This window comes from Methylocella silvestris, assembly GCF_002891535.1.
Classification (GTDB): Bacteria; Pseudomonadota; Alphaproteobacteria; order Rhizobiales; family Beijerinckiaceae; genus Methylocapsa; species Methylocapsa silvestris_A.
Map to the genome: position 1 here is coordinate 38,879 of NZ_PDZR01000012.1, position 16,271 is coordinate 55,149.

The following is a 16,271-nucleotide window of genomic DNA, read 5'->3' on the forward strand; positions in this document are numbered from 1 at the left end:
CCTCTGGACAGCGTCCGTGCGGGCGATGCGCTCCAGCGCCGGCTTTGCTAGCTTGGCGCGATGTCCATCGAACCCGACGCAAAAAAATTGCGAGCGCTGGCCGCGACGCCGCAGGGTGAGCGCCGCCGCTCCGCCGAGCAGCCGGACAGTCCCGCCAAAATCTCGCCGATGATCGCGCAGTTCATCGAGATCAAGGCGGCCAATCCCGGCTCGCTTCTGTTCTACCGCATGGGCGATTTCTACGAGCTCTTCTTCGAGGATGCGGAGATCGCCGCCAAGGCGCTCGGCATCGTGCTGACGCGTCGCGGCAAACATCTCGGCGAAGACATTCCGATGTGCGGCGTGCCGGTCGAGCGCGCACAGGACTATTTGCGCCGGCTGATCTCGCTGGGATATCGCGTTTCCGTCTGCGAGCAGATCGAGGATCCGGCCGAGGCGAAAAAGCGCGGCGCGAAATCGGTGGTGCGGCGCGAGGTGCGCCGCCTCGTCACCCCGGGCACGATCACCGAGGAATCGCTGCTTGACCCCGCGCGCGCCAACAGGCTGCTCGCCATCGCGCGCGCACGCCGAAGCGACGGGCAATGGTCCTATGGCCTTGCCGCGCTCGATATTTCGACCGGCGAGTTTCTGCTCAGCGAGGCGGCCGAAGCGCTGATCGAGACCGAGATCGCGCGCATCGAGCCGGCCGAGATCGTCGTCCCTGAAGCGCTGATGGATCAGCCACTGTTCGCCCGCCTCGCCCGCGAGGCGCGGGCGCCGCTGACGCCGCTCGGACGCCTCGCCGCCGAGGGCGCGACGGCCGAGCGGCGCATTCGGGATTTCTTTGGCCTTGCGACGCTCGACGGGCTCGGCGCCCTATCGCCTGCGGAAATCGCGGCGGCGGCGGCGGCGCTGTTTTACGTCGAGCGCACGCAATTCTCCGCGCGCCCAGCCTTGAGCCTGCCGACGCGGGTGGCTTGCGAGGCGCATATGTCGATCGACGCCGCGACGCGGGCCAATCTGGAGCTGACCCGGACGCCGGGCGGCGCGCGCGAAGGATCGCTGATCGGCGCGATCGACCGCAGCGTGACCGCCGCCGGCGGACGGCTGCTGGCCGAGCGGCTCGCCGCGCCCTTGACCGATCCGCAGGAGATTGCGCGCCGCCAGGACGCCGTCGCCTTCTTTCTGGATGAGCCGGGGCTGCGCGAGGCGGCGCGGCGGGCGTTGAAAGCTGCGCCCGATCTCATGCGCGCGATCGCGCGGCTTGCGCTCGAGCGCGGCGGTCCGCGCGATCTTGCCGCCCTGCGCGACGGGCTTTTCGCCGCCCGCGCGCTCGTCGAGACGCTCCGCGCCGCCGAAAACCTTCCCGACGAACTTTTGCAGGCGTGCCTGGCCGCCGGCGCGCTCGATCCGCTGGTCGCGCAAAAACTCCAAGCGGCGCTCGCCGACGTCCTGCCGCTTAACCGGCGCGACGGCGGCTTCGTCGCGCCAGATTTCGACGCCGGCCTCGACGAATTGCGGGCGCTGCGCGACGACACGCGCAAAATCGTCGCCGCGCTGCAGGCGCGCTATTGCGACCTCGCCGACATGCGCCAGCTCAGGCTGAAGCATAATAATTTTCTCGGCTTCTATCTGGAAGCGCCGCAGGCGCAGGGCGAAAAACTGCTGAAGCCGCCGTTTGACGCCATGTTCATCCATCGTCAAACGATGGCCGGGGCCATGCGCTTCTCGACGCCGGAGCTGGCCGAACTCGACATCAAAATCTCGACCGCGGCGGATCAGGCGCTTGTCCGGGAACTGGCGATTTTCGATGAGCTCGCGGCGATCCTGCTGGCGCAAGGCGAGGCGATCAATCGCGCCGCGGCGGCGCTCGCCTCTATCGACGCGGCGGCGGGCCTTGCGGAACTCGCCGCCGATTGTGGCTGGACCCGGCCGGAGGTCGACGGCTCGCTGAAATTTCATATCGAAGGCGGGCGCCATCCGGTCGTCGAGGCGGCGCTGCGCCGCGGCGGCGCGCCCTTCGTCGCCAATGATTGCGATCTGTCCGGCCTCGCAGAGGAGGGCGGCCGCATTGCTGTCGTTACGGGGCCGAACATGGCCGGCAAATCGACCTATCTGCGCCAGAACGCGCTGATCGCCGTGCTGGCTCAGATCGGCTCCTTCGTTCCGGCAAGGCGCGCCCATATCGGCGTTGTTGACCGCCTGTTCTCGCGTGTCGGGGCGTCGGACGATCTCGCGCGCGGGCGCTCGACCTTCATGGTCGAGATGGTCGAGACCGCGGCGATCCTCAATTCCGCCAGAGCCCGCTCGCTGGTCATTCTCGACGAGATTGGCCGCGGCACGGCGACCTTCGACGGCCTCTCGATCGCCTGGGCGGTGATGGAGCATCTGCATGAGGTCAATCGCAGCCGGGCGCTCTTCGCCACGCATTTCCACGAGCTGACCCAGCTCGGCAAAAGGCTGTCGCGGATCGACAATCTGACCGTGCGCGTCAGCGAGTGGAAGGGCGACGTCATATTCCTGCATGAGATCATCGCCGGCGCCGCCGACCAATCCTACGGCGTGCAGGTGGCGAAGCTGGCAGGACTTCCGGCGCAGGTCGTCGCCCGGGCAAAGCTGCTCCTGTCCGAATTCGAGGCGGCGGAGCGCATGAGCAGCCGCGACCGCCTCGTGGCCGATCTGCCGCTGTTTTCGGCGTCTTACGCTAAGGCCCCGGAGCCGGCTGAGCATGGCGGCGGGCCGGCCGACGCCCTTGGCGCTGCGCTCGACGCGGTGAACCCGGACGATCTCTCGCCGCGGGCCGCGCTGGAGGAACTCTATCGCCTGAAGCGTTTGCGCGCCGGCGAGGCGTAAGCTTGCGTCCATCGGCGCAAGGTCGGCCTTCTTTGCGCCCTTATGCGGATGGCCGTTTCATTGCCTGCAAATCAATCGTATAGGTGATGCTGCCTCAAAAGGGTGGCGAACGGGGGCTCGCAATGGCCGATGACGAACTGCCGCGCGTAGACCAGCAGGTCTGCTTCGCCCTCTATTCGACCCTGCATGCGGTGAACAAGGTTTATGCGCCGCTGCTGGAGCCGCTTGGCCTCACCTATCCGCAATATCTGGTGATGCTGGTTTTGTGGGAGGCCGACGACATTACGGTCAAGGCCATCGGCGAGCGCGTCTATCTCGATTCCGGCACCCTCACTCCGCTGCTGAAGCGGCTTGAGGCCTCCGGATTGCTCGCCCGCGCACGCGATCCGAAGGATGAGCGCCAGGTGCGCGTCAGCCTGACGCAAAAAGGCGGCGACCTGCGCGCTTCGGCTAAAACCATTCCCGGCGAGATCGCTCGGGCGATGGGGCGGTCGCCCGAGGATTTGAAGGCGGTGCGCAAGGAGTTGCGGCGGATCCGCAACGCGCTGCTCGGCAAGCGCGAAAAGCCGGACAAGCCGCCGAAGGCCGGTTCGCGGCTCGATCCGAGCTAAAGGTCTGAGAAAAGCTCGCCGCATCAGCGATTTTGCAGCATCCGCGAGACGACTTTCGACGTGTAATCGACCATCGGCACAATGCGCGCGTAATTCAGCCGCGTCGGCCCGATTACCCCGAGCACGCCGACGATGCGCTGATGCTCGTCATGGAAGGGCGCGGCGATCATGGACGAGCCGGACAGCGAAAACAGCTTGTTTTCGGAACCTATGAAGATGCGGACGCCCTCGCCGCTGTCCGCGCGGCTCAAAAGGTCGATCACATCCTTTTTTGTCTCGAGATCGGCGAACAGCAAGCGGATGCGTTCGAGATCCTCGATCGCGGTCAGGTCCTGCAGCAGATTGGCCTGACCCCTGACGATCAGCTGCGGCCCGCCGCCAGAGCTGTCGGCCCAGCTCGCAAGACCGGCGTCCACCAGCCTCGCGGTCAGTTCGCCAAGTTCGCGCTCGGCCGCTTTCTGCGAGGCTTCGATCTCGCCCCGGACCTCGACGAGCGTGCGCCCGCGGATGCGCGCATTGAGGAAATTCGCCGCCTCGACCAAAGCAGAGGGCGGCAGCAGCGGCGGGATGTGAAGAATGCGGTTCTCGATCGATCCATCGTCCGCGACAAGCACAGCTAACGCGCGTTCCGGTTCGAGCCGCACGAATTCAATATGCTTCAGCCGCGCGTCTTCTTTCATTGTGACGACGACGCCGGCGCCGCGCGTCAGTCCTGACAGCAGGCTCATCGCGTCGCCGAGAACGCCTTCGAGCGGCTGCTCATGGGCGCTCGCCCTGACCTGCGCCTCGATCTGCTCCCGCTCGCCGGGGCCGACATCGCCGAGCTCCAGCATGGCGTCGACGAAAAATCGCAGCCCAAGCTCGGTCGGCAAGCGCCCGGCGCTGGTATGGGGCGCGTAAATCAGCCCGATTTCTTCAAGGTCCTGCATGACGTTGCGGACGGACGCCGGAGACAGCGGCGTCGGCAGGAGCTTCGACACCTGGCGCGAGCCGACCGCCTCGCCATAGGCGAGGTAGGAATCGACGATTTGGCGAAAGATTTCTCGCGACCGCTCGTTCAGGCTGGTGAGGCCTCCGGAGCGCATCCGATCGAGTGAGCTGTCGAGAGGCCTGACCATGTCAGGACAATGGCCGTGGCGCTGCGCGGATGCAAGCGCGGCGATGAAGCTTCACCCTCTCGCCCGGGAGCGCGGACGATTTGACGCGTCAACCCGGAGCGAGCGCGGCGTCGAGGCAACTTTCGAGGTCGGCGAGCTGGAAAGGCTTTTGCAGCACTTTTGCTCCGACGTAGCCTGGCTCGAGCCCGCGCGAGCCATAGCCCGAGAGGAAGACAAAGGGGATCGCGCGCGACATCAGCACGTCGGCGATCGGAAAGCTCCGCTTGCCGTTCAAATTGATGTCCAGCATGGCAAAATCCGGCCGAATCCGCGCAAGCGCCTCGAGCGCTGCTTCCACGGACGGCGCGACTTCCACGCATTTGCAGCCGATATCGGCGAGCATGTCCTCGATCAACATGCTGATCAAGGCTTCATCCTCCACAACGAGGACGCGGAATTCATTGTCAGGTTTCAAGGGGCTCCGCCATCGAACGCAATGTCCTTCAAAGCAATCCGGAACCCCCCGGATTGGTTCCCCAAAATCGCGTGTGAAATCTCGTGCGGGGCGGTCGTCAGGCTCGCGAAAGCCTGCGGCCGTTGAATGGCCTTGGGCAGTCCGCTGAGGATAGCCGCGGGCGCATTCGGGCCAGTGGCCGCAGGGTTGCAAAGCGCGGTCGTGGCGGCCGACGCTCTTTGAGGCGAATAACCCACGCCAGCTCTTTGTCAATTCGTCTGGCCGGCGCGCACGGCTTGGCGCTGTTCGCGAGATATGCATGAGCGTGCCAAAACAAGAAATCGCAGCCGTCTCGGGCCAGGCCAATAGCCGTGACAAAGCGCTCCTGCAGGCCGCGATTACGCGGGCGTTCGCGTTTCTGAATGCCAGCCAGCCGGAGGCGGCGCTGGCGGAGCTCGGCGAACATAGCGACCGGGCGATGCGGAGCGATGTCGCCTGTCATGTCTTCGGGCTCGTTTGCTTCAACGCCGGCGATCTGCGCGAGGCGCTGATCTGGTTCGAGCGCGCTCTCACTTTGAGGCCCGATTATTTCGAGGCTCTCAGCGCGCGCGCCATCCTGCTGCAAAGGCTCGGCCAGCCCGAGGATGCTCTCGAGGCGTTCGAGGACATCCTGAAACTCCGCCCGAATGACGCCGACGTCCTGTTCAGCATCGGCGTCATTTTACAAAGTCTTGGCCGTATGAACGAAGCCCTCGTCGCCTATGAGGGCGCGCTGCGGGCGCGGCCCGACCATTGCGAGGCATTGACCAATCGCGGCGCCCTGCTCGAACGATTTGGCCGTCTTGCCGAGGCGCTGTCCTGCTTCGAGGCGATCATCACCCTGCGCCCGGATAATGGCGGCGCTCATTTCAACAGGGGCTCGGTGCTGCAAAAGCTCGGCCGCAGCGAAGACGCGCTCGCCGCCTACGAGGCGGCGGCTCAATCCGGGCCGCTCGATCCCGAGACGGAGCTCAATCGCGGCAATGTGCTGCAGAAACTCGGACGGCTCGATGAGGCGCTCGTCTGCTACGACCGCGCCGCGCGCCGCCTTGGCGGTTATCCTCACGCCCTCTACAATAAAGGCATAGCGCTGCAGGCGCTGGGCCGCCGGCAGGCCGCCCTCGCCGCTTACGACGCGGCTCTGGCGCTGGACCCCCGCTACTGCGAGGCGATCTGCAATCGTGGCAATCTGTTGCATGAATTCGGCCGGCTCGAGGATGCCTATGCGGCCTATGCCGACGCGCTGAAAATCAGGCCCGCATTCCTGCCGGCGTTGACCAACCGCGCCAACATCTGCCTGCAATGGGGCCGCCTCGACGAGGCGATCCGCCATTGCGATGAGGCGTTGCGGCATGACCCAAAACACCCGCAGGCGCTGGGTCTGCGCGGGGCGGCGCTGCGCCGTCTCGGGCGGCTCGAAGAGGCGCTTGTTTCGCTCGACCTTGCCGTGACCGTCAAGCCAGCCGCGCCGGAAGCCTGGCTCAATCGCGGCAATGTGTTGCAGGAAATGGACAAGCTCGCAGACGCCATCGCCTCCTACCACGAGGCGCTCCAGCTCTACCCTCATTATCCCGAGGCGCTATCAAGCCTTGGCGTCGCGTTGAAGGAACAGGGGGATGTCGACGAAGCGCTTGCATGTTTCGATGAGGCTCTACACTACAAGCCGGATTATCCAGATGCGCGCAACAACAGAGCCGGAGCGTTGTTGCTGAAGGGAAGGCTGAAGGAAGGTTTTCGTGATTTCGAAAGCCGTTGGGACCGCTCCAACGCGCCGCCGCGAACCATCGTCCCCGCGGCGGCCAGATGGACGGGAGAGGATCTGACGGGCAAAAGGATCCTTGTGTACGACGAGCAGGGGCTCGGCGATCTCATCCAGTTTTGCCGCTACATACCCTTGCTTGAGGAGCGTGGCGCCGAAGTCACCCTGTTGTGCCGCAGAAACATGCAAAGGCTGCTCCGTGGCCTGAAATCCCGCGTCCGCATGATTGACTCAACAGACCCTCAAGGCCGGTACGATTTTGCATGCGCCTTGCTCAGTCTGCCAATCGGATTTGGCGTCGAGCTCGAAACGATTCCCGCGCAAATCCCATATCTTTTCGTAGAGCCTCAAGCTGTCGCGCAGTGGTCGCAGCGCATCGGCGCCGGGGGATTTCGAATTGGCATATGCTGGCACGGAAATTCGGCGATCAATTTGAAACGTGGCTTTTCCCTCGATCGCCTCGGCCCGATCGCCTCGATCGAAGGCGTTCGCCTCATTGGTCTCGTTAGGGGCGAAGGGCGGATCGAGATCGAGACGCCGCAGGGACCGATCTGCGTCGAAGGTCCGGGGCCGGATTACGACGCAGGGCCGGACGCCTTTATCGATTGCGCGGCTGCGATGGAGTCTCTTGATCTCGTCATTACCTCGGACACCGCCATTGCCCATCTCGCCGGGGCCCTTGGACGGCCTGTGTTCGTCGCCCTGAAACATGCGCCAGACTGGCGATGGCTGCTGCATCGGAGCGACTCGCCGTGGTATCCGACCATGCGGTTGTTCCGGCAAAGCGAGCGCGATCAATGGCAATCGGTTTTCGACGAAATGGCGGCGGCGATCAGGCTTGCCCGCGGCAAGGGCGGCAACTCTATTACGCCGCAGCGCGCGGCGGCGCAGCCGCGCGGGTTCAAACCGACGGATCCTCCGGCGCTCATCGCCATACCGGCGGGCGTTGGCGAGCTCATCGACAAGATCACCATTCTCGAGATCAAGGAGCGCCGCGTTAACGATCCGGCCAAGCTGTACAACATACGCTTCGAACTCGGCCTGTTGCGCAAACTGCGGGACGAGCGCGATCTGTCGGACCCGGAGCTTGGGCTTCTCGAGGCGGAGCTGAAAAAGGCAAATGAGACGCTGTGGGATGTCGAAGACGCATTGCGCTCATGTGAATCGCAGAACAAATTCGACGAGGAGTTTGTTGCTCTGGCGCGACTTGTCTACACCTCCAATGATAAACGCGCCCGTCTGAAAAGGGAGATCAACCTGTTGTTCAATTCCGCCATCGTCGAAGAAAAATCCTACGCCCGCGCGTGAGCGGCGGCGCGTTCGGAGCACTAAATCCAGCGGCCGAAAACAGGCCAGGCGGGTGGTTGGTTTGATTGAAAATCGTGGAGCGCCTACAAGCGTTCCGCAGATCGAAAATCATGTCATGACAGCCGCAAGATGAGAATAAAGTCGAGGGAGTTCAAGCGCTGCGGATCCGATCCGGGCGGGCGCCAACAAGGGCGCCGCAGCAAAGCTCGTGGAACTTACGCGCGATCGCAGCATTTCATCGTCGTGGCCTCAACGAAAGGGTCGTGGCCTCAACGAAAGGATAGTCGATGCGTGTCGCGCTGGTCGCTCCCCTGGCTGAAGCTGTGCCGCCGAAACTATATGGCGGCACCGAGCGCGTCGTATCCTGGCTTTGCGAAGAACTGGTGCGGCAAGGTCATGACGTCACTTTATTCGCGAGCGCCGAATCCGTAACGAGCGCCGAATTCGCACCCTGCGCCCCGCGCAGTCTGCGGCTTGCGGGCATCAAAGACCACATCGGCAGCACGCTCGCCATGCTGCGCGCGGTTCGCAAGCGTGCGGATGAGTTCGACGTCATCCATTTTCACGTCGACCTTCTGCCCAATGCGCTGTTTCAGGACATCGCCGACAAATGCCTGATGACGCTGCACGGAAGGCTCGATCTTCCCGATGCCCTGCCGCTCTATGAGGCCTATCCCGAGATGCCGCTCGTCTCGATTTCGCAGTCGCAACGCCGCCCCATGCCAAAAAGCGCCAACTGGCTTGCGACCGTCCATCATGGTTTGCCCAAGCAGGTCTGTCCCTTCAACCGCAACGGCGGCGACTATCTTGCCTTTCTTGGCCGTATCTCGCCGGAAAAGCGACCCGACCGGGCGATTGAAATCGCCAAGCGCGCCGGCGTCAAGCTGCGCATCGCCGCCAAGGTGGACGAGGCCGACCGCAAATATTTCAAGACGACCATCGAGCCGATGCTGGATCATCCGCTGATTGAATTTATCGGCGAGGTCAACGAGAGCCAGAAATCGGAATTTCTCGGCAGCGCGCGCGCCCTGTTGTTTCCGATCGATTGGCCGGAGCCCTTTGGCCTTGTCATGATCGAATCCATGTCGGCCGGAACGCCGGTCATCGCCTGGCGCAATGGCTCCGTGGCGGAGGTGGTGACCGATGGCGTGAGCGGCGTCATCGTCGAGTCGATCGACGAAGCCGTTCTCGCCGTCGAGGCAGCCGGCGATATGAGCAGATCCCGTGTGCGCGCCGAGTTCGAGAAACGCTTCACGGTTGAGCGGATGGCGCGCGACTATGTCGACGCCTATCGCCGGCTCCTCGGCCGCGGCGCGCTCAAGGACTATGCTTCGGCCCTTGCGGCGGCGCAGCCTGTAAGGGCTCCCTTGGCCGCGGCTCCCTTCAGCGCCGGGAAGGATCGCGCCGTGGCTGCCGGCGGCATGCTCCAAACGCCGCTGGAGCCTGCGGCGGTCGAGCGGGCGTCATGGTCTGAAGGCGCGGCGAAGACCGGACGGTTAAGTTCGCGCCTTTAGGACGCGGAGCGCCCGGGGACGAGTGAGGAATACGAAGCTTTGCCAGCGGCGTTTATGGCGGCCGAAGGCCGGCGCTGCTTCGTTCCTTGAGCCGCAACAAGGAGAGCCGAGTTGACGGAAATTGCGCGCGGCCTCGATCCCCTTGCCGAGGCGGCGAATGAGCTGCCGGAACATTACATCGAAACGACCACGGCGCTGGTGCAAAGCGAGTTGCGCAGCCTGAAACATGGCGACGCTTTCGCGGTGCTCGATGAATATGGCGATATCGGCGTATCGGGTCCTTGCGCCGAAGGCGTATATTTCAACGACACCCGCTATCTGTCTTGTCTCAAGTTGCTGATTGAAGGCATTCGGCCGCTGTTGTTGAGCTCGGTGGTGCAGGACGACAACGTCGCGCTGTCTGTCGATCTCGCCAATCCCGATGTTGCGGAGGACGGATTCATCGTTCTCCCGCGTGACACCATCTTCATCGAACGAACCAAGTTTCTCTGGCGCGGCGTGCTCTATGAGCGGATCGGCTTTCGCAATTTCGATGGCCATCGGCGACAGTTTTGCATCACGGTTTGTTATGATGCAGATTTTCGCGATCTGTTTGAGATTCGCGGTTCCCGAAGGATGCAGCGTGGCCGCGTCACGCATGCGCTGGGCAAGGCCGGGCCGGAGTTTCACTACGACGGCCTCGATGGCGTCAAGCGGACGACGCGGCTCACTTTTTGGCCGGAGCCGACCACGGCCGACCATAAAAGCGCGACCTTCCTGATCGATATCGGGCCCTATGAGCGCAGCTCGATGTTTGTCTCGATCGTCTGCTCGGATCGCTGCGCGCCGCAACTGACCCATTTCTCGCTGGCGTTCCGCGATCGGCGCCGCGCCATCAGGGCGAAGACCGCGGCCATCGCCACGATCGACAGTTCGAACGGTCTCTTCAACGAGGTTTGCCGAAGAGCGACCTCCGATCTCTACATGCTGGTGTCGCGTACGCCGCACGGACTTTATCCCTACGCGGGCATTCCCTGGTATTCGACGCCGTTCGGACGCGACGGGATCATCACGGCGATGATGCTGTTGTGGGCCGATCCCGCCGTCGCGCGCGGCGTCCTGTCCTTTTTAAGCGCGACGCAGGCCGATCGCTTCGATCCCGCCGCCGACGCCCAGCCGGGCAAAATCCTGCACGAGACGCGCAACGGCGAAATGGCGCGGCTGGGCGAGGTGCCGTTCCGCCGCTACTATGGGGCCGTGGACGCGACGCCGCTGTTTGTGATGCTCGCCGGCATGTATTTCGAGCGGACGGGCGATCGCGACACCATCGCGAAAATCTGGCCGAATATTCTTGCGGCGTTACGCTGGATCGACGAGTTCGGAGACCGCGACGGCGACGGTTTCGTCGAATATCTGCGCGAGACCGAAAACGGGCTCGCCAATCAGGGCTGGAAGGATTCGCATGATTCGATCTTCCACGCTGACGGTTCGCTTGCCGAAGGGCCGATCGCCCTTTGCGAGGTGCAGGGCTATGTATATGCGGCAAAAAGCGCCGCCGGGCGCCTCGCGCGGCTGATGGGCGACGACGACGCCGGCGCAAAATATGACGCCGCCGCGCAAGCGCTCAAGACCGCTTTCGACAAGGCCTTCTGGTGCGAGGATCTGGGCTGTTACGCGTTGGCGCTCGATGGACGCAAAAAGCCCTGCCGTGTGCGCGCATCGAATTCCGGGCATGCCCTGTTTGCTGGAATCGCGTTGCCGGAGCGCGCAAAGACGGTTGCAAAAACGCTGCTCGGACGCAGCTTCTTCAGCGGTTGGGGCATTCGCACCGTCGCCAGCGGAGAAATGCGCTACAATCCGATTTCCTACCACAACGGCTCGATCTGGCCGCATGACAATGCGATGATCGCGCTTGGATTTTCGCGTTACGGCCTCGGCAGCGAGGCGATCCAGATCTTTTCGGCGATGTTCGAGGCGGCTGCGCATCAGGATTTGCGTCGCCTGCCCGAGTTGTTTTGTGGGTTCAGCCGCAAGCCGCATCGTGGGCCGACGTCCTATCCCGTCGCCTGCGCGCCGCAGGCCTGGGCGGCCGCGTCAATCTTTGCGCTGCTTCAGGCCACTCTGGGGATGGAGCTTTGCAGCCAGTCCCACTCGATCCGCTTCGTCAATCCCTTGATGCCGCAATTTCTTGATTCCGTCACGCTCACCCGGCTGACGGTTGGCGAGTCGCATGTCCGCCTGAAGCTGCAAAGACATGGCGATGACGTGACCTTGAATCTCTTGGAGCGCAAGGGCGCCGCGACGGTCATGCTGGTGAAGTAGCGTTGGCATGGGCGCAACAAAAAAGCGCATGGACCTCAGGTCCATGCGCTCGAAGATTTTGGGTCCGGCCTGGATCGCCCTGCCGGGGGCGCTCCTGGCGCTCGCCTCAGTATTTGGCGACGACTGGGGCCGCCGCGCCGCCGAAGCGGAAGGTAATGCCGCCGCCGATCAGCCAGGGGCTGAGGGCCGCGCGGCCGATGATCGATGTGTTGCCCGGCGCGATCGTGCCGGTGACGCGCGGATTCATCATGATCTTCTTGACGTCGAAGTTGAAGCCCCAATGTTCGTCGATCATGTAGTCGAAGCCGACCTGCCCCGCGATGCCCCAGGAATCGCCGATCGTCACTGTGTTGAGGATGAAATAGTCAGGCTGCGTCGAGAAATAATGGGTGTAGTTCACGCCGACGCCGATATAAGGCTGAAAGGCGCCGAAATTGGTCCAGTGATACTGGGCGAGAACGGTCGGCGGGAACAGCAAAGCGCTTGCAACCCGCTGGCCGCTTAGGGAGCCGCCGCTCAGATAAACATTATGCTTGGTCAGGCAGCAGATTGCTTCGATCGCCAGATTCTTCGTGAAGAAGTAGGAGATGTCGAGTTCCGGAACCACCGTCGAATTGGCCCTGAAGCCGTTGCTGACAAAGCCGCCGCCCGTCGTCGACAGGGAGCCGCCGGAAGTCGGCACAACGCCGAGGGCGCGCAGGCGCACCTGCCAGGGCTGATAGAAATCTTGCGGCGGCGGCGGGGCGGGTTCAACGGCTGGAACATCGGCCGCTGACGCAGCGCCGGCGGCGCAGCCGAGTATAAGTGCGGCCATCGCGCAGCGAACGAGCCTGATCATTGGAATTCTCCGAGTCTGTCCACTCCGACGGTTGCGGCGGCGCCGCTCTCCGGTGGACGCGATTACAATGAAATTATAGGTCGCGCTTTAGTTTGATCTGTATCAAATTCTGGTCGTGCAAACGCCAATGCTGAATCGTGTTGCTGGGCGGCAACACCTCGAGGGGACAACTTTTTCGCGCGGCCGCGCTGGCCGCGGGCGCGCATAACCCTGTAAAGTGACGCTTATATCCCGTCCGGACGCATGCTAATGTTTGCCATGACCAACTCCGATTTCGTGAAAGACAGGCCGGAGAGTGTAACAGACCGGCGGCTTGCCTCGCTTGTGCGATCGCTCGGCGATCGCTCGATCGTGCTCGTCGGATTCATGGGATGCGGCAAGACTTCTACCGGCCGGCGCCTGGCGCAGCGGCTCGGCCTGCCTTTCATCGACGCCGACGCCGAGATCGAAGCGGCTGCCGGCATGACCATCGCCGAGATTTTTGCAAAGCACGGCGAGCCCTCGTTCCGCGACGGCGAGCGCCGCGTCATGGCCCGGCTGCTGGAAGATGGCCCCCGCGTGATCGCGACCGGGGGCGGAGCTTTCCTCAACGAGGAAACGCGCGCGCGAATCGCCCGGCGCGGCATCTCGGTCTGGCTGAAGGCCGAGCCGGACGTGCTGTGGCGGCGCGTGCGCAAACGCTCACACCGGCCTCTGCTGCAAAGCGCCGATGCCGAAAAAACGCTGCGCACGCTGTTGCGCGAGCGGTATCCCTATTATGCACGGGCCGACGTCACCGTGATTTCGCGCGACGGCCCGCATGAGACGGCAGTCGAGGAAATCATCGCCGCGACCGAATTCTTCATGCGCTTTTCGCCCGATCTGCCCGTTCTTTCCGCGTTGGAGCCGATGAATCACGCCGCAAAGTCCCCACTGCCGTCGATCCCCTCCGCCGATGGCGAGCCTCTTTTCGGCCCCGCGGCGACGGCCGCGCCGCCGACGCCGGGGGCGCAGAACGCCGCCGCGGTGCGGGTCGAGCTCGGCGAGCGGTCCTATGACATTCTGATTGGCCAAGGGCTCATCGTTGCGGCGGGAGCCTGCGTGCGCCGGCTTGCGCCTGGCGCCGCCTGCGCCATCGTCACCGACGCCAATGTGGCGGCGCTGCATCTTGGCGCGCTGGAGTGCTCGCTGCGCGAGGCGGGCGTGCGCTATAGCGCCGTGATCGCGCCGCCGGGCGAACAGTCGAAATCCTATGGCGTCTTCGCCAAGGTCTGCGACGACATTATCGCGGCGCGGCTCGAGCGCGGCGATCTTGTGATTGCGCTCGGCGGCGGCGTCATCGGCGATCTTGCGGGCTTTGCCGCCGCCTCGATCCGGCGGGGCATGCGCTTCGTGCAGATCCCGACGAGTCTGCTCGCTCAGGTCGATTCCTCCGTCGGCGGCAAGACCGGGATCAACTCCGAGCACGGCAAGAATCTGATCGGCGCCTTTCATCAGCCTTCGCTGGTGCTCGCCGACGCCGACGCGCTGGCCACCCTGCCGCTGCGCGAATTCCGCGCCGGCTACGCCGAGATCGTCAAATATGGGCTGATCGGCGATGCGCCCTTCTTCGTCTGGCTCGAGAACCATTGGCGCGGCGTTTTCGCGGGCGGGCCGGATCGCGTCCACGCCATTGCCACGAGCTGCCGCGCCAAGGCGGCGATCGTCGGCCGCGACGAGCGCGAAAGCGGGGAGCGCGCCCTGTTAAATCTCGGCCACACCTTCGGCCATGCGCTGGAACGCATCAATCATTATGACGGCGAGCGGCTGGTGCATGGCGAGGCCGTCTCCGTCGGGCTCGCGCTCGCCTTTCGCTTTTGCGCGAGAGCCGGATTGTGCGAAAGCGCCGACGCGGATCGCGTTAGCGCGCATCTGCGCGAGGTTGGCCTGCCGACGCGGATCGCCGACATCTCCGGCCTCGCGCTTGACGCCGATCAGATGCTCGACGCCATGCGCCAGGACAAGAAGGTCGAACGCGGCGCTCTGACCTTCGTTCTGGCGCGCGCGATCGGCGATTGTTTCGTCGCCAAATCGGTCGAGGCGGCCGATGTGCGCGCTTTTCTCGAGGCCGAGCTCAACACAGGACTTTGAAATCATGCACGGCGCCGGCGCCGAGGCTCTATCGGTATCTTTGTGGATCGCCATCGCGATCATCATCTTATGCGTCGCCCTCTCGGCGTTTTTCTCCGGATCGGAAACGGCCCTTACCGCCGCGTCAAGAGCGCGCATGCACGCTTTGGAAAAAGCGGGCGACCGCCGCGCCGCTCTCGTCAACATGCTGCTCGCCAGACGCAACAGGTTGATCGGCGCCTGCCTGCTCGGCAATACGATCGTCAACATCGGCTCGTCGGCTTTTACAACGAGCATCCTTGTGTCTTTTTTTGGCGACAGCGGCGCGTTCTATGCGACGGTCGTGATGACTGTCCTTCTGCTCGTCTTCGCCGAGGTGATGCCGAAGACGGTGGCGATCAATTATCCAGACCGGGCTTCGTTGCTCGTCGCGCCTGTTCTATCGGTTTTCGTCGCGGCCTTTGGGCCGCTTCTGGTCGGCGTCGAGATTTTCGTGCGCGCCGTTCTGCGGCTTGCAGGTCTTGGCGTTGGCCGTCAGCGCTCGATTCTGTCCGGCCACGAGGAACTGAAAAGCGCCGTCGATCTCCTGCATCAGGAGGGCGGCGTCGCACGCGCTGATCGCGACATGTTCGGCGGCCTGCTCGATCTCAACGATCTCGAAGTCTCCGATGTCATGGCGCATCGGACCGACATGCTGACGCTGAACGCCGATCTGCCGCAGCAAGAGCTGATCGCCGCAATTGTCGCCGCGCCCTATTCGCGCCTGCCGATCTGGCGCGACGATCCCGAAAATATCATCGGCGTGTTGCACGCCAAGGACCTGTTGCCCGCCCTCGACGCGTCCGGCGGCAAGCTCGACGCCCTTGACGTCGAAAGTATCGCGGTAAAGCCCTGGTTCGTGCCGATGACGACGCCGGCGCAGGATCAGCTGCAGGCGTTTTTGAAGCGCAAGACGCATTTTGCGATCGTTGTCGACGAATATGGCGTGGTGATGGGCCTCGTCACGCTGGAGGACATTCTGGAAGAAATCGTCGGCGCTATTTCCGACGAGCATGATCTTGTCGTCGAGGGCGTGCGGCCGCAGGCAGACGGGTCGATCACGGTGGAAGGCTCCGCGCCGATCCGCGATCTCAACCGGATCATGGGCTGGAGCCTGCCCGACGAAGAGGCGACGACCATCGCCGGCCTCGTCATCCACGAGGCGCGCGCGATCCCGGACGCGGGCCAGACATTCACTTTTCATAATTTCCGGTTTGAAGTGCTGCGCAAGAGCCGGAACCGCATCACGCTCTTGAAAATCATCCCCGCCGCCGTCGAGAAGGGCGAGGCGGCGGCGCGGTGAGGGCGGAACGACGCAGGGCGGCCTCGCAAAGCGCTTTCCTTCGAAATCATTTGGCGCCAGCCGACTGCCGTAAGCTCCGTGACAGCTC

General features: G+C 63.8%; 10 protein-coding genes. 7 read left to right on the forward strand and 3 right to left on the reverse strand.

The annotated features are described in order from the left end of the window. Nucleotides 1-60 precede the first annotated feature (60 nt). Both mutS and CR492_RS11615 read left to right on the forward strand, forming a co-directional pair. Nucleotides 61-2,832, forward strand: coding sequence for a DNA mismatch repair protein MutS (gene mutS / locus CR492_RS11610; protein ID WP_432431208.1), 2,772 nt, complete (start codon nucleotides 61-63; stop codon nucleotides 2,830-2,832). Nucleotides 2,833-2,954: 122 nt separating this feature from the next. Beyond that, on the forward strand, nucleotides 2,955-3,443 hold the full coding sequence (locus tag CR492_RS11615; protein ID WP_102843913.1) for a MarR family winged helix-turn-helix transcriptional regulator: 489 nt from the start codon (nucleotides 2,955-2,957) through the stop codon (nucleotides 3,441-3,443). Between the two features lie 23 nt (nucleotides 3,444-3,466). Here the strand turns inward: CR492_RS11615 and hrcA are convergent, their stop codons facing one another. Both hrcA and CR492_RS11625 read right to left on the reverse strand, forming a co-directional pair. Beyond that, entirely contained in the window at nucleotides 3,467-4,561 is a 1,095-nt protein-coding gene (hrcA, locus tag CR492_RS11620) for a heat-inducible transcriptional repressor HrcA (protein WP_102843914.1), read from the reverse strand. 88 nt (nucleotides 4,562-4,649) lie between these two features. Then, entirely contained in the window at nucleotides 4,650-5,015 is a 366-nt protein-coding gene (locus tag CR492_RS11625) for a response regulator (protein WP_102843915.1), read from the reverse strand. Nucleotides 5,016-5,313: 298 nt separating this feature from the next. Between CR492_RS11625 and CR492_RS11635 the strand changes: the two genes are divergently transcribed. From CR492_RS11635 to CR492_RS11645, 3 genes are all read left to right on the forward strand, one after another. Next, a complete protein-coding gene (locus CR492_RS11635; RefSeq protein ID WP_102843917.1) occupies nucleotides 5,314-8,100 on the forward strand; it encodes a DUF6165 family protein in 2,787 nt (928 codons plus the stop codon). 287 nt (nucleotides 8,101-8,387) lie between these two features. Beyond that, entirely contained in the window at nucleotides 8,388-9,614 is a 1,227-nt protein-coding gene (locus tag CR492_RS11640; RefSeq protein ID WP_102843918.1) for a glycosyltransferase family 4 protein, read from the forward strand. A gap of 111 nt (nucleotides 9,615-9,725) precedes the next feature. Continuing rightward, nucleotides 9,726-11,915, forward strand: coding sequence for an amylo-alpha-1,6-glucosidase (locus tag CR492_RS11645; RefSeq protein WP_102843919.1), 2,190 nt, complete (start codon nucleotides 9,726-9,728; stop codon nucleotides 11,913-11,915). 106 nt (nucleotides 11,916-12,021) lie between these two features. Here CR492_RS11645 and CR492_RS11650 read toward each other — a convergent pair whose 3' ends face one another. Further along, nucleotides 12,022-12,753, reverse strand: a complete 732-nt coding sequence (locus CR492_RS11650) for an OmpW/AlkL family protein (RefSeq protein WP_102843920.1) — start codon at nucleotides 12,751-12,753, stop codon at nucleotides 12,022-12,024. A 258-nt stretch (nucleotides 12,754-13,011) separates the two neighbouring features. Between CR492_RS11650 and aroB the strand changes: the two genes are divergently transcribed. Both aroB and CR492_RS11660 read left to right on the forward strand, forming a co-directional pair. After that, nucleotides 13,012-14,862, forward strand: coding sequence for a 3-dehydroquinate synthase (gene aroB, locus CR492_RS11655; RefSeq protein WP_102843977.1), 1,851 nt, complete (start codon nucleotides 13,012-13,014; stop codon nucleotides 14,860-14,862). Between the two features lie 4 nt (nucleotides 14,863-14,866). Further along, nucleotides 14,867-16,183 (forward strand): HlyC/CorC family transporter, encoded by a 1,317-nt coding sequence (locus CR492_RS11660; protein WP_102843978.1) that lies wholly within the window; start codon nucleotides 14,867-14,869, stop codon nucleotides 16,181-16,183. The last annotated feature ends 88 nt before the right edge of the window (nucleotides 16,184-16,271 follow it).

Excerpts from the sequence above, each read along its gene's own strand:
- hrcA (WP_102843914.1), bottom strand. The coding sequence starts at position 4,561 with ATGGTCAGGCCTCTCGACAGCTCACTCGATCGGATGCGCTCCGGAGGC.
- aroB (WP_102843977.1), top strand. The coding sequence starts at position 13,012 with ATGACCAACTCCGATTTCGTGAAAGACAGGCCGGAGAGTGTAACAGAC.
- CR492_RS11650 (WP_102843920.1), bottom strand. The coding sequence starts at position 12,753 with ATGATCAGGCTCGTTCGCTGCGCGATGGCCGCACTTATACTCGGCTGC.
- CR492_RS11635 (WP_102843917.1), top strand. The coding sequence starts at position 5,314 with ATGAGCGTGCCAAAACAAGAAATCGCAGCCGTCTCGGGCCAGGCCAAT.
- CR492_RS11660 (WP_102843978.1), top strand. The coding sequence starts at position 14,867 with ATGCACGGCGCCGGCGCCGAGGCTCTATCGGTATCTTTGTGGATCGCC.
- CR492_RS11640 (WP_102843918.1), top strand. The coding sequence starts at position 8,388 with ATGCGTGTCGCGCTGGTCGCTCCCCTGGCTGAAGCTGTGCCGCCGAAA.
- mutS (WP_432431208.1), top strand. The coding sequence starts at position 61 with ATGTCCATCGAACCCGACGCAAAAAAATTGCGAGCGCTGGCCGCGACG.
- CR492_RS11615 (WP_102843913.1), top strand. The coding sequence starts at position 2,955 with ATGGCCGATGACGAACTGCCGCGCGTAGACCAGCAGGTCTGCTTCGCC.